Below are 12655 nucleotides of genomic sequence, written 5' to 3'. Positions count from 1 at the left end.
ATGTCGCGTCAGCCTTCCGCAGTTATGGGAAAGAGTCAACCGGGATTATTCAATCCTGTAGAATTTTCCGCGCGCCTGAAGGCGGAGCGGCAGCGTACGGGATTGAATCAGAAGGATTTTGGCCAAATCGCCGGCGTCGGGTTGCAAACCCAGAGCCGCTACGAAACGTCCGAGACCCAGCCCAATGCAGAGTATTTAGCGGCGCTGGCCCAAGCGGGTGTAGATATTCTCTATTTGCTCACGGGCCAACGAAGCGAAGGTCCACGTTTGAGTCGCGAAACCAGCGACCTAGTAACCGAGCTGGAGCAATTGCCGAAGCACATGCGCGAAGCGGCGCTGACGGTGGTCAAAGCCTTGCGCAAATCTGCCGAACCTTCCGAGCCTGGGCCCACAATGCATGGTGGCCAACAGGATTATCGCGTCGAAGAACATCGCTGATGCCTTAGCGGCCGCCCCTCGACAACAAGTGTGGAATAATTCTACGTTCGCTGCAGGGGATCGGAGGGGGAGGGGCAGGTGAAGCCGGGCGAGAAGAAGTGTCCGCGCTGTGCCGAGGTGATCAAGTCAGACGCAAAGGTCTGTCGCTTTTGTCAGCATGAGTTCTCGGAAGCCGATCTCGCAGAAGCTCGGCGCGGCACGACTCAGGCCAACAAAGCTGGCGCCATGGGTTGTGCTGTAATTGGTGCGCTGGTCATTGGAGTGTGCGCTTTCACCGGCGGCGAATCAGCCGAGCAGAAGGTGCAACGTGAGGCCGCTGCGGCCGAGGATCGTCGGAAAGGCTTCCACTGCCTCAGCGCCTGGGACGGTAGCCATTCGGGACTTGTCGACACGGTAAAGGCAAGCCTCCGCGATCCGGAGTCGTTCGAGCATGCGGAAACCAGGATCGGGCCGAACGTCGAGGGAAGTCACCGCGTGACCATGCAATATCGCGCTCGTAATGGGCTCGGCGGAATGAACGTGGGAATGGCGGTCGGGCAGGTTAGCAATTCGACTTGCGAGGTATTGGATGTGGAGCTTGCCGATCTCAGTTCGATAGTACGGCCTAGCTTCTCCGAAGCAGGGGAAGCTCATGGCAGATAACTCACTCAGCCTTTATTTTAAGCTGAAAGAACAGGAGACGGCGGACCTAGAGATAATTTCAGCAGCCGCCATCGCTTGGGTTGAGACGCTTAGAGCCGTTGCGCAGGCGATCGATCCGGAGAGCGACGTGAAGGTGGAGCTGGTCGACGTCGATCAGAGCAGCGCAATCTTCAATACTCTGGTCGATTGGTTCGAGAGGAATGTCGATCCGCACTTGGAGCGGATTGCTCGCGGGTATGACCGCCAGCCTCGCTCTCGAAAGCTACTCCTTGCTCTCGCCCTTTTCACGATAACGACCGCTTATCCGACTTACGACGTATATTTCGGCGACACGTTTACCGAGGAAGATCGCGAAATGCTGAGGCGGATCGAAGAGCAGACCCGCCATCACCCCGCCGTTGTGACCGCACGTAGCAAATTTTACAGGACCGTTGAACGTGAGCCCGCTGTGGTGGGCGTAGGCATCAAAGAGAAGCCGAAAGATGAGCCGATTGTCTTCTTGGACAGGAAATCGTTCCCGTATGATGACGGGCTTTTCACCGTCGAGGAAGATACGCCCGCACGGGTTACTCAAACGGTGCTGGAGGTCGTGCTCGTGAAACCGGCCCTCGTACACACGCCGCGATCGTGGACGTTCAAGCCCGATGGCCTACCGGAGTTCGACGCGGTGATGCGCGACGCCCGCGTTTTGCACGCGATTCAAACTAAGGGTTTTCCGGAGCAGATGCGCGAAGGCATCCGAATGACCATCCGAATTGAAACTAGAGAAGTCCTGGAAGATGGGCGCTGGCGACTGATGCGGGGAGGCCGATCGGTGATGCGAGTGATCGATCCGAAGTTCGACTAATCGGATCCACCCGCCACCCAGAAAGCTATCACCAAGCCGACGAGCGCCAAGCACGCGATGATGAATGTCGCTCCCGGAGCGAGGTGCCAGAAGCCAAATAACGCCACGAGGGTGGTAACGGTAATCGCTAGGCCAGAGAGCCAGGCCCGGCCACTTTCGCGCTTCGTATTCCTGTGCTGGCGCGGCATGTCAGGCCCCATGTCGAAGACTCGCATGATGACCACCCTGAAACAAGCCCGGAACGAGGGCTAAATCGAGCTCAACCTGGATTCGTGCTCGAGCCGATCGACCACCTTGTCGATCCGTATCACCTTGCGGCATTGGAACGGGTCCAACGCAACGGGTGATCGCCATCAAAGGACAGCCAACTCCCGCGACGAAAGCGGCGAATGAGTTGCGCAATGGCATCGACAAAACCAAGCGTGGCCTAATCGGCCAGGATCTGCGGAGGAGCAATACCTATGTTGGCGAGCATCCAACGAGGCGATGGTTCGGATCATGTCGGGCCCATCGCAGCACCGTTCCGCTCCGGACCATCGCGCAGCTGAGATCCTCGCCCGTCGGCGTCTCGCACCAGGCGACGACGCGGCGATAGCTCGTGCCGACCTGATGGCAGGTGAGCCGTCGTCCCACCGCCAGTCGGTCCAACTCCGCCTTCGCCGCCTCGGCCGACGCTACAGGACATGGGTGTCCGTCAAGGCATCGGCCGTCGAGTTCGCGCGCCGCTATGCCGGACAGGCGGATCCGCGAACCGTTGCGGCAATGGATCGGGCCGTCGCCGTCGTGGACGCGCAGGACATCGCAAACGAAGGTGGCCGGTGAGGGATCCGGGTCATCCTGCGCCGCAATTGCTCCGCATGCGGCGGTCGCCAGTCCCGCCGCGGCAACGGCGGCGATCGCGGCGATCCTCACCGTTCTAGTTCATCGACGTCGACGTCCTCGAGCGCCGCAACGCATCCGCGAAACTCGCCTCGATAACGCTGTACGTAGCTGCGACCAATTCCGAGCGCGTCGGCTATGGCTTGCGCTTCCTCCTCGAGCAGCCGGCTGCGGCCTTCGCACCGCTCCAGCCTGGCAGGCGGGATCCCAGCGCGGCTGGCCAGCTCGCGCAGGGTGAACCCGCTGTGCAATCGCCACGCCTTCACCGGATTCATACCGCCGATGATGCGTTCGGCAATTTCGTCGGGCATCGCCATCACATGGCCGCTTCTGGCGCCGCATCAGTGGCGCGTCGCCTGGACCATGGCTCGGCCGTGCGCTCGAGCTGCATCAGCTCGTCGGGGAAGCAGCGCTCCTGGAAGGCACGCACGTCCTCGAGCGAGCCGCGCAGCCAGCGATCGTAATCTTCCTCGTGGAGAAGGACCGGCATGCGGTTGTGGACCGGGCGGACGAACTCATTGCAGTTCGTCATCAGGCCCGAATAAACGGCTCCCCATTCATTCGACTGGTCCCACATGCCGGCCCAGGCGAAGACTTCCGTCTCCTTGAGACTGAACCAGGTGCGCGTCTTCGAGCCCTTCTCGCCCTCGGCCTCGCAGAAGCCGGTCAGCGGAATGAGGCAGCGATGCTCGGGCTTTCCGGCGATGAATTTCCACGGATATTTGCCGACGTCCGCGATGTTGTTGACCGGCTTCGGCTTCGAATCGGGCTTCATGAACTTGAGCCGCATCGGAAAGCCCCAGGTCATGGCCTCGACAATGCGCTCGCCGCCGTCCTCGCGTACGACGATGCCGCGGCCGCCCGGGTAGACCTCGCCCGGGCCGGCGTTGAAGTTGGCCGGGATCTGCGCCCTGAACAGGTCGGCGATCACGTCCGGCGATTTCTTCTGCGTGTAGAGGTTGCACATGGGCGCTATGTCGGGCGGCCGGGCCGCCGGAGTCAACGCCGGCGGCGCAGCTCGCGCTTCCAGTCCAGATCGGTCGGCATGGGCAATCCCGTCTCGGTCGGTTCCTGGTCGACCAGCTCGATCTCCGTCGCGCGCACGAGCTCGTCGCGATCGCTCCAGCACGGAACGCAGACGAAGCGGCGAGCCGCCGACGCGAGATTGTGCCGCCATGCCCGCCGGTGGAAGTACCACCAGAGCGCGGCGGATTCGAATATGGCGGCATGTCCGCACCTGGGGCAGGTGATCCGGACCCGCCGCTGCCGGGCCGCCGCATCGAACAGGTCCCGCAGCGGGTTGGCCGAGGGAAGCTCGCTCATCTTACGGCACTTGCCGATCGTCGCCGATCCGGTCCGCAAAGATGTTGCCCGGCTCGGGGCGCGCCACCGTCCAGCCGAGGCTGGCGAACCGATCCGCCAGGTAGGCGGCAAGGTCGCGTTGCGGGTCGGGCGCCTTCTCGGGATCGTGGCGCTTCTCCGCCCTGGCGCGCTCATATTCGGCATCGCGCTGCCAGATCCACCGAGGGGAACCGCGGATCCAGAGGCGAAGGGCCATGCACAGTTCGTCGGTTTCAACCGGGATAAGCGACTCGGACATGCGGAACATATAAGGAACGCAGGTCCGCGCTTCCAGCGAAAGCGGCGGCAACGATGCGGCCGCGACCGCGTTATCGGCTTTCCAGGAGGAGCGACGAGATGCCGGGAAGATGGCGACGCTTTCAGGTCAGCGGCGTGGATTCGGAAGGCGACGTGCACTTGCTCGAGACCAACGACCTCGCTCGGGCTCGCGCGACGCGCGACCAGTTCCGGGAGGATCTGGACGACGTGGAGTTCCTGGAAGATATCGACCTGGCCGAGCAGATGGACGCCCCCGAAAGCCGGCAGCGCCGCCTTCGATCCGAGCCGTTCAAAGGGGACGAGCTCTAGGAACGCGTCTCGAGCTTCAGACGCGTCCTTAGGCCGGAGGCGCTGTCGAGCGAGTGGGTCACTTCGGCGATGAGCCAGGACTTCGTGTCGATCTCCGGCTTGAACCCGGCGAGGGTCATGGGCCGTTCGGGATAGAGATCGGGCCTGCCATAGGCGAGCGTGATCTCGAATTCGGCCGCGGCGCGGATGATGCGGCGGGCCTCGGCCCGGGCCGCCTCTCGCGCCTCGGCTTCGGTGGCGTAGACGCGGCGGATCCGACGCGTTCCGCGGTCGCGGCCGCCGCTGCCGCCGGCGGGACCGCCGACTTCGGCGCTGACTGTCTCACGCTTCGCGCCGGCCTGACTGTGCCAACGGGCCTCGACCTTGTTGTACTTCCCGCGTTCGACGCGCCGGAAGCTGTATTTGTCGCCATCGCGCTTCGTGAGAGCGGCGGCGGGGATCTCGCGGCCGCCGGGCGTGACGCCGGCGCCGATCGGCATGAAGATGAGCCGGCCGTCCCGGATCTGGGCGACCGCGTCATGGCGTCGGCCGAGGCGACGGATCAGCGCCATGTCGCTGACCTGGTCCTGGGACAGGACCGGCACGGCGATCGACGCGAGATCGGGCGCGACGTGCGGCTGCAGGCCATTGGCGCCGGCGACCTGCTGGACGATCGCGCCGATCGTCGTGTCGCGGTGGCGGCGCTCGCGGCGCTGTCGATAGCCGGCGGTGAGGTCGGCCGAGCGGGCGCGAATCGTGATCAGGTCCGGCGGTCCGCCCCAATCGGCCTCGTCGACCTTGAAACTGCCCTTGTCGACCAGGCCGACCGGCAGTCCGGAATCGGAGGTGGCCGACGTCCAGCCGAGCGAGACCTGCAGGCGAGCGCCTTCGCGCGGAATCGCCATGGCGCCATCATGATCGTGAATCGTGAGGTCAAGCTGGTCGGCCTCGCCGCCGCGCTTCTCGCTGACGGACAGCGAGATCAGCCGCGGCGCGATCGCCTCAGTGAGATCGCGGCCGTCGAGGGTGACGCGGAAGCCGGGGATATTAGCTTCGGGCACGGCCGAGGAACTCGGTTGTCTTGCCGCAGGTCCGAGGCTTCACGACGAGTTCGCCGCGATCGAGGCGGCAGCATATGCACGGGCAGGACCTGGTGCACATCGGCACGTCGATCGGCGCGCGCAGCGCGTCCTGATCGACTCCGCGAAAACGGTTCATCGCACCCTCCTCAGCTCGATGGTGAAGTCGGTCTTTCTCGGTACGCCATTGTCCATCAGCACCGATTGCTTCCGGTCGATCGACTCGATGTCGTAGTGGCCCCACACGACGCCCTCGGAGTCGACCAGGGGATGGGCCTCGCCCTGGCTGGCGAGCTCCTCGAGGACGCGCATGCTGCCGAAGTCGCCGGCGATCGGCGGGACGAGGAGGCCGGACAGGCTGATCATGTCCTCGGCCGGGCCCAGGAATTGCGAGGCCGGGAAGGCGCCGACTCGCTCGGTCTTGCCGTGGCGCCAGCTCTGCCGGCGGGCGAGCTGCTCGTAGGGCACGCTGTCGAGCGCGAAGATGAACATGCCGAGGGACATCAGCGGCATAGTCAATCCCCAGAAATGGTCATTGCGCCGGCGTCGCCGGCTTCCTCGAGCATCGCGACGTCGAGTCGGTAGCCGCGGTGCCGGACGGTCTGGATCAGGGTGGCGGGCGCGCCGGCGTCGCGGAACTTGCGGCGCAGCCGGGTCATGAGGACCTGGATGACGTTGCCGAGGCTCTCGGTCCCGATACGCTCCGCCAGCACCGAATCCCGGACCAGGCCCCCGCGCGCCTGGACGAGCCCGCCGAGCAGCAAATGCTCGCCGGCGGTGAGGTGGAAGGGCGCGCCCCGCCACGACGCCATGCCGAGCGGGTCGAAGGCGAGCGGGCCGATCGACGTCGGCCGCTCTGCCTCGAGGTTGTGGCCGCAATGGGTGCAGTAGGTGAGGCGGCGATCAGTCATCTTCGAAGCTCGAGCGGCGCTCGGCCGCCTTCTGCTGTTCGCGGCGCTCGAGAATCCGCTCGACCTCGCGGGCGATGTCCTCGGAGCTCTGACCAGGCAAAGGGTAAATGTTGATCGTCACCGGTCCGGACCCAGCGGGCGCCGCCCTGGTCGACGTCGCGCCCGGCGAGCCGATACCTGCCATCGCCGGCGCGGCGGCGCCGACGGCCAGCGCCGTGGTCAGCTCGCGGCTGAGGCTGCGGACGCGGGCCAGGGGACGGGCGGCGCCGCGATCGATGCCCTGGGAAAGTCCGTCGGTGACGAAGCCGCCGAGGCGAGCGAAGACGCGGGACGGCGATCGGATGCCGAGCGGCCGCGCGAGCCACCCCGGCATCATGTTGCCGATGCGCTCGATCGTAGCCTGAAGCAGCCGCATCGGCGCCATGAGGCCGTTGATCAGGCCCTGGATCACGTTGCGCCCGAGCTGAAGCATTCGCGACGGGAGGGTCGACAGGAAGGCCACTGCGCCGTTGAAGATGCCGCGGATCCAATCCCAGACTATCATCAGGCTGGCTGCCTGCAGGCGGATCGGTGCGGTGAGGAAGAGCGCGCTCTGGACGACGATGTGCTTTATCGATTGCCAGGCTCGGCCGAGCCACCCGACCGCGGAATCGAAGGCGGCCCGGATCGTGTCCCAATGCTGCCAGATCAGGTAGGCGGCGCCGGCGACCGCGGCGACGATTAGGGTGATGATAAGGATGACCGGGTTGGCCAGCATCATCGCGCCGGCGCGCATCACGCCGCGAGCGAGCATGAGCATCGCCGCCTGAAAGAGCGGGAAGGCGACCCGGGCGGCCCACATGATCGCGGTGCCGAAGCCACGGATGAGCGGCCAGGCACGGACGAGCATGAAGCGCAGATAGGCGAACGGTCCGAGGACCGTGCCGATCGCAATGGCAAGGGCACCGAGGCCCACCAGCAGCAAAGCTGCGATCGCGGCTACCTTGGCGAGCGTCGCGACGAGCTCGGGGTTGCGTTCGGCCCAGACGGAGAACCGATCGGCAAGCCGGCCGACCACTTCCATGACCCGATTGAAGGTCGGGAGCAGAGCGGCGCCGACCGTGTGGGCGAGCTGCTGGAGGCGAGCGGTATTGCGGCGATACTGCTGTTCGCTGTCCCGCATCCGCTCGGCGAAGTCGGTCGCGACCGTGCCCTGGGCGGCGAGCGCTTCGTCGCGGATCTGCCGATAATCGTCCAGTCCCTGCACGAGCGGGCGCAGGGCGGCCTGGACCTGGGCGTCGCCGAACAGGAAGGGCAGGCGGGCGAGGTCGCCGCCGGTCGCCCGGCGGGTCAGCTCCACGATCGCCTCGATCGGCGAGCGCCCCTCGGCCGCGGCGCGGCGCATCGCCGCGGGAAGGTCGATCCCGAGCTTCTTGAAATTCGCGATCGTGTCGCGCGCGTTGATCTTGTTGAGCAGGTTCTGAAGGTTGTTCGCCGCGGTGCTAGCGTCGCCGGCGCCGCGCCGCGTGATCTGCAGGGCGGCGGCGAGATCGGCGACGGCCGGGACGCCGCGCTGCCCTAGGGCGTTGGCCGAGGCGGTCAGCGCCGGAAAATATTGCGCCATGTCGCGCAGCTCGAAGGCGCCGGCCTTCCCGGCCTGGGCCATGACATCGAGCGTGCGGCCCGTGTCGCCGGCGGCGACCTCGAGATTCTGGAGCGAGGCGAAGGTGGCGTTGGAGAGATCCACCACCTCGGCACGATAGGCGGTGGCGGCGCGGGCGATCGGCTCGATCGCCTGCATCGATTGCGGAAGCGAGGCGCCGAGGCCGAGCAGGGTGTCGACGCCCTCCGCAAGGCTGGCGGGCAGCTGGGCGACGCGTGGCCCCATGCGGTCGAACTCGCGGCCGATCGCCGCGACGCGATCGCGCGCAAGGTCCGCCTTCTGCGCGATGTCGGTGAGCTGGGTTTCGAAGCTCGCCGCGCTTACGCCGGACGCGACGAGCGGGGCCGACGCCACGGCGCCCGCGACGACCATCGACCGGCCGGTCGAGCGCAGCCGCTCGCCGCGCTGCTGGGCACGCTCGAGGCGTTCACGAGCGCGGGACGTCCGCTCGAGACTTTCGCGCTGCTGCTCCAGGCGGCGGTTGGTTTCGCCGATCCGGGAGGCGAGCTGGTCCTCGTGCCGGGCCAGGTCGCGGACGTCGACGCCGGCCTCGCCGAGCTCTGACTGCAGGCGACGAAGCTTGCCGGACTGCTCTTCGGTCTGCCGGCTGAGCTGGGCCTCGGCCCGCATCGCCGACTGCAGGGAATTTGTCAGCCGCTTGGTCGGAGTGTCGGCCGCGGCGATCTCGGTGCGCAGCTCGCGCACGCGCCGGCGTGCGGCGTCGAGCTTGGTATGGGTGTCGGTGAGGCCCTTCTGCAGGTCGCGAAGTCCGCGGATCCGCGCCTGCTCCTGCTGAAGACCGCGGATCTCGCGCCGCGTCTCGGCCAGGCCGCGGGCGGCCGCACGCGAACCGCCCATGATAGATCGGAGCGGCCTGGTCAGCCGGTCGAGGCTGTCGAAGATGACCTGGAGGCGAAGGTTGCGGTCCATGGCCTAGCCGTCCTTCGTCCCGTTCACCGCATTGTGGATCCGGACCGCCTCGCCATGCCAGCCGAGCAGCTCGGTCACGTCCATCCGATCCATCACTTCCGGGGACCAGCCGAAGACGAAGGCAACGTCGCCCATCACCCGCTCTATGCGGTGCGGGAGGCCTGCCTCTCCGCCTTCGGCACGAAGAAATTTGCGAGCTCTCCCGCCAAGGCGAGCTGGTCCGACGGCTCCATGTCGGCCGCCTCGGCCTCCGTGATCATCGGCAGGGTGACGCGTGGCAGCACTGTGATCACCGCGCTGACGTCCATCCGGGCGAGGTCGAGATAGTTGAGGCCGCGCAGCTCGCCCGCCTTCGGTTTGCGGACCTGCACCTTGTCGATCGTCTCCTCGCCGCGCCGGATCGGCTCGTCGAGTGTGACGGGTGCAGAGACTTCCTGCTTCGATTGCGTCACGTTTCCTTCCTCCTGTTTTTGGGCGAGACCGACGGCCGCGGCGCGGCCGCCGCGGCTACAGGCCCGGGATCCTCAGCCCGCCGAGGCCAGGAAGGTTGAGCGCGGGCGGCGAGATCAGGCCGCCCAGGGCGCCGCCGCCGACGCCAAGCGCGGCGCGCTGCTCGGCCAGGCGGTCCACGCCGCCCACGCGCATGATCATGTTGAGAATGTCGATCTCGATCAGCTCGGTGCCGGCGGCCGTGAGCTTGTAGTAAGCGAGGGCCGACTTGACCTTGAGCTCGGTGTCCTCGCCGGGCTTCGCCTCGCCGGAATCGATCTCCTCGTGGCGGCCGCGGGTGACCACTTCGACCGCGTCGACCTGGCCAGTCTGGTCGTTCTGGTAGGCGCCGACCCAGCGGAGCATGACTCCGTCGACCGAGACAACTCCGTACTGGCGGAAGATCGTCGACATGAAACCGCCGCAGGTCCACTCCATCTCGAGCGGCTGCTGGCCCATGTCGATCTTGACCGGCCCGTCCATACCGGCCGCCCGATAATCCTCGAAGACGCGGCCGAGCTTGGGCAGGGTCACGGTCGTGGCCTGGCCCAGGTAGGACTGGCCGTCGTTGAAGAGGTTCATGTTCTTGAGCTTGCGGGCGAGGGCCATGGTCGTTCTCCTGGAGCTGGATATTCGGCGGCGCGGCGCTAGGCGGCGATCGAGCCGTAGTAGCGGTCGGTGATCCGCTGATTGAGGGTGATCGATTCCGCCGGCGCGCACGGCGTGAAATCGTAGTCGATGACGACCTGGCCGGCGGCGAGGTTCGCGGCGCTGTTGAGCGCGGGATCGAACCAGGCGCGGCCGCCGATCAGCCGGCCGGCGGCCACGTGGCTGCGGAAGAAGGCGTTGATCGTCTCCTCGATGTCGCGGACCAGACCCTGGGTGATCGGCTTGTCGACCGCCCAGGCGAGGCCGTCGGCAATCGAATCCTGCAGCGCGTGGCTGGTGCGGACCGCGCTTTCGAAGGCGAAGAGCGGTTCGTCGGAGCAGGTGCGGTTGCCCCAGAAGCGATAGCCGTTCATCCGGACGAGCGTGGTGACGTCGCCGTCGTTCAGCAAAGCCGCGGCCGTCGACGGATCGCGGATGTCGAAGAAGACGTCCTTGCTGATGCCGGTGACGTTGTTGACGGCGAAGTTGCTGAGCGTCTTGTGCCAGCCCACCTCCTCATCGATGCGGGCGCGGGTGCCCATCGCCGCGGCGACGGCATGGCCCTCGAAGCCGGTGAAGTCCGGATAGATAAGCATCAGCTCGCGATCGCCGAACTCCCCGCGGTAGAGCAAAGCGGCCGCATCGTCGGGCGCGATCGCGATGCCGTCCTCGGCGCGGCAGGCGGCATAGACGAAGCCGCGCAGCTTCTTGGCGATGACGACGAGCGCCGTTGTGACGGCCTGGCTGTCGAGCCCGGGACAGCCGAGGATCCGCGGCCGCACGCCGAGCTGCGCCTCGGCCGCGAGCAGGGCCTGCATGCCGGTATAGGCACCGCCGGCGACTCCGCCGATCACGTTGGTCTCGGTCCCGGGCTGGTCCTCGCCCTCGGCGACGCGGACGACGATCACGATCGGGCTCGCCTGGTCGGCGATCGCGCCGAGGCTCCTGGCCAGCGTGCCGTCGGTGCCGGCATCGCCGATCGCGCGGCGGACGTCGGTCACCAGGACCGGCGTGTTGAGCGGGAAAGCCTCGGCATCCGCATCCTCGGCGGTCGCGACCAGGCCTATGACGGCGAGCGCGACGGTGCGGATGAATCGGGTGCCGGTGACGGGCTCGAGGATCGTGATGCCGTGCATGTGAGGCTCCTAAGCGAAGGCGGGGCGGCCGAAGTTGAGCGGGACGGTGAGGCGGACGAGGCTGTTCGGCGCCGGCGCGTCGATGCGCTCGGCCTCGAGATCGACGACGACGGCGCCGGTCCCGTCGCCCAGGGTGACGTCGCATTTCGCGACGCGGATCCTCTTCTCCCAGCGGGAGAGGGCCGTGGCGGTGGCGGCGATGAAGCGCTGGCGCGTGGTCGCGTTGATGGGCTGGTCGATCAGCGCGAAGAGCAGCGAGCCATAATCCCGGCGCATGCAGCGCGAGCCGATCGGCGTCGTCAGGATGTCGGCGATCGACTGCGCCAGGTGCGCGTTGCCCTCGAGCGGGGCTCCCGTGGCGGCATTCATGCCGATCATTGGGGTACACCGGTCAGCGCGCCGCCGGCGGCGACACCGCCATGCCTGTGCTGCTGCAGGCTGATCGCGCCGGCGACGACGTCGCCGTCCGAGCCGATATCGCCGGTCGCATGGACTTCGCCCTCGATCGAGACGTCGCCTTTGATGGTGAGGCCGCCCTCGGTCGCGTCGAGGGTGATGCCGCCGGTCGCGACGATCGAGACGGTGGCGCCGTCGGGCAGCTTTGCCTCGAGGAGGTGCGCCTCCGGATCGTAGGCGATCTCGGCGCCGTCCTGGAAGACGACAAGCTCGCGCAGGCTGTTGCCGGCGGGCGGATGCAGATCGGAATGAAAGCCGGGAATCGCGAAGGCCGAGGCGATATCGCCGCCGGGCGCGAAGAGCATGACCTGCTCGCCCACGCTCGGGGGCGACCAGGTGCGCGTCGCGCCGGCGCGGCCGCCGCCCCAGCGGACCCAGTCGGTCTCGACATCGCCGGCCTCGGCTCGGACGAGTCCCTTCTCCAGGTCGACCTCGAGCACGGTCGCCCAATTCATGGCGTCGCCGAGGTCGCCCTCAAATTGATCCTGTTTTTCGCGCATGGTTCGGCCGCCATGGTGCGGCATGTCGGCGCGGCTTGCGCGGACTGGCTGTTGTATCGGCGGCGGTTACAACAGCGCCGCGGATGTTTTGTCTGAGCGGCGGCTCGCGGCTCCGACAAATGAAGCTAGACCGCGGCGGAGATGCACTGC

The 12655-nt window shown here is 66.7% G+C and carries 20 protein-coding genes; 4 read left to right on the top strand and 16 right to left on the bottom strand.

Annotation, left to right across the window (positions count from 1 at the left end):
- The 3 genes from EKM57_RS11225 (at nt 1) to EKM57_RS11215 (ending at nt 1927) form a co-directional block, all read left to right on the top strand.
- Nucleotides 1–438 carry a helix-turn-helix domain-containing protein gene (locus EKM57_RS11225; protein ID WP_129792592.1) on the top strand — a complete coding sequence of 146 codons (438 nt, stop codon included), beginning with the start codon at nt 1–3 and terminating at the stop codon, nt 436–438.
- A 78-nt stretch (nt 439–516) separates the two neighbouring features.
- Nucleotides 517–1080, top strand: coding sequence for a zinc ribbon domain-containing protein (locus tag EKM57_RS11220; RefSeq protein ID WP_129792591.1), 564 nt, complete (start codon nt 517–519; stop codon nt 1078–1080).
- Nucleotides 1070–1927 (top strand): hypothetical protein, encoded by an 858-nt coding sequence (locus tag EKM57_RS11215; RefSeq protein ID WP_129792590.1) that lies wholly within the window; start codon nt 1070–1072, stop codon nt 1925–1927. Before EKM57_RS11220 ends, EKM57_RS11215 begins: the two co-directional genes overlap by 11 nt.
- Before the next feature lie 459 nt (nt 1928–2386).
- Here the strand turns inward: EKM57_RS11215 and EKM57_RS11210 are convergent, their stop codons facing one another.
- From EKM57_RS11210 to EKM57_RS11190, 5 genes are read right to left on the bottom strand one after another with little or no spacing between them, the layout of a single operon-like run.
- Nucleotides 2387–2839, bottom strand: a complete 453-nt coding sequence (locus EKM57_RS11210; RefSeq protein WP_129792589.1) for a thermonuclease family protein — start codon at nt 2837–2839, stop codon at nt 2387–2389.
- Nucleotides 2836–3117: a helix-turn-helix transcriptional regulator gene (locus EKM57_RS11205; protein ID WP_129792588.1), complete on the bottom strand. Its 282-nt coding sequence runs from the start codon at nt 3115–3117 to the stop codon at nt 2836–2838. Before EKM57_RS11205 ends, EKM57_RS11210 begins: the two co-directional genes overlap by 4 nt.
- A 5-nt stretch (nt 3118–3122) precedes the next feature.
- Nucleotides 3123–3773, bottom strand: a complete 651-nt coding sequence (locus tag EKM57_RS11200; protein ID WP_129792587.1) for an SOS response-associated peptidase — start codon at nt 3771–3773, stop codon at nt 3123–3125.
- Nucleotides 3774–3805: 32 nt separating this feature from the next.
- Nucleotides 3806–4129 carry a hypothetical protein gene (locus tag EKM57_RS11195; protein ID WP_129792586.1) on the bottom strand — a complete coding sequence of 108 codons (324 nt, stop codon included), beginning with the start codon at nt 4127–4129 and terminating at the stop codon, nt 3806–3808.
- Between the two features lies 1 nt (nt 4130).
- Complete coding sequence (locus tag EKM57_RS11190; RefSeq protein WP_129792585.1) at nt 4131–4406, bottom strand: hypothetical protein; 276 nt, start codon at nt 4404–4406, stop codon at nt 4131–4133.
- Nucleotides 4407–4504: 98 nt separating this feature from the next.
- On the opposite strand from EKM57_RS11190, the gene EKM57_RS11185 reads away from it, so the two are divergent.
- A complete protein-coding gene (locus tag EKM57_RS11185) occupies nt 4505–4735 on the top strand; it encodes a hypothetical protein (RefSeq protein WP_129792584.1) in 231 nt (76 codons plus the stop codon).
- On the opposite strand, the gene EKM57_RS11180 is transcribed toward EKM57_RS11185, so the two are convergent.
- Genes EKM57_RS11180 through EKM57_RS11135 form a run of 11 tightly spaced genes read right to left on the bottom strand, consistent with a single transcriptional unit; the run spans nt 4732 to nt 12505 of the window.
- Entirely contained in the window at nt 4732–5775 is a 1044-nt protein-coding gene (locus EKM57_RS11180) for a contractile injection system protein, VgrG/Pvc8 family (protein ID WP_129792583.1), read from the bottom strand. The two genes, EKM57_RS11185 and EKM57_RS11180, sit on opposite strands and share 4 nt — an antisense overlap.
- The gene (locus tag EKM57_RS21865) at nt 5762–5932 is read right to left on the bottom strand and encodes a hypothetical protein (RefSeq protein ID WP_165357352.1); all 171 of its coding nucleotides are present in this window, start codon (nt 5930–5932) and stop codon (nt 5762–5764) included. Before EKM57_RS21865 ends, EKM57_RS11180 begins: the two co-directional genes overlap by 14 nt.
- Nucleotides 5929–6306 carry a phage tail protein gene (locus EKM57_RS11175; RefSeq protein WP_129792582.1) on the bottom strand — a complete coding sequence of 126 codons (378 nt, stop codon included), beginning with the start codon at nt 6304–6306 and terminating at the stop codon, nt 5929–5931. Before EKM57_RS11175 ends, EKM57_RS21865 begins: the two co-directional genes overlap by 4 nt.
- Nucleotides 6307–6308: 2 nt before the next feature.
- Nucleotides 6309–6704, bottom strand: coding sequence for a helix-turn-helix domain-containing protein (locus EKM57_RS11170; RefSeq protein WP_129792581.1), 396 nt, complete (start codon nt 6702–6704; stop codon nt 6309–6311).
- A complete protein-coding gene (locus EKM57_RS11165) occupies nt 6697–9276 on the bottom strand; it encodes a phage tail tape measure protein (RefSeq protein WP_129792580.1) in 2580 nt (859 codons plus the stop codon). The genes EKM57_RS11170 and EKM57_RS11165 overlap by 8 nt, the downstream gene beginning before the upstream one ends.
- Before the next feature lie 3 nt (nt 9277–9279).
- Complete coding sequence (locus tag EKM57_RS11160; protein WP_129792579.1) at nt 9280–9411, bottom strand: GpE family phage tail protein; 132 nt, start codon at nt 9409–9411, stop codon at nt 9280–9282.
- Nucleotides 9412–9419: 8 nt separating this feature from the next.
- The gene (locus EKM57_RS11155; protein ID WP_129792578.1) at nt 9420–9728 is read right to left on the bottom strand and encodes a phage tail assembly protein; all 309 of its coding nucleotides are present in this window, start codon (nt 9726–9728) and stop codon (nt 9420–9422) included.
- A 55-nt stretch (nt 9729–9783) separates the two neighbouring features.
- Nucleotides 9784–10374: a phage major tail tube protein gene (locus tag EKM57_RS11150; protein WP_129792577.1), complete on the bottom strand. Its 591-nt coding sequence runs from the start codon at nt 10372–10374 to the stop codon at nt 9784–9786.
- A gap of 38 nt (nt 10375–10412) precedes the next feature.
- A complete protein-coding gene (locus tag EKM57_RS11145; RefSeq protein WP_129792576.1) occupies nt 10413–11549 on the bottom strand; it encodes a phage tail sheath subtilisin-like domain-containing protein in 1137 nt (378 codons plus the stop codon).
- 9 nt (nt 11550–11558) lie between these two features.
- Nucleotides 11559–11927, bottom strand: a complete 369-nt coding sequence (locus tag EKM57_RS11140) for a GPW/gp25 family protein (RefSeq protein WP_129792575.1) — start codon at nt 11925–11927, stop codon at nt 11559–11561.
- Nucleotides 11924–12505, bottom strand: coding sequence for a phage baseplate assembly protein V (locus tag EKM57_RS11135; RefSeq protein WP_165357350.1), 582 nt, complete (start codon nt 12503–12505; stop codon nt 11924–11926). Before EKM57_RS11135 ends, EKM57_RS11140 begins: the two co-directional genes overlap by 4 nt.
- Between the last annotated feature and the right edge of the window lie 150 nt (nt 12506–12655).

Origin of the sequence: Sphingosinicella sp. CPCC 101087 (assembly GCF_004151485.1) — a bacterium.
GTDB lineage: Bacteria > Pseudomonadota > Alphaproteobacteria > Sphingomonadales > Sphingomonadaceae > Allosphingosinicella.
This window is presented reverse-complemented; position numbering and strand designations above follow the sequence as displayed.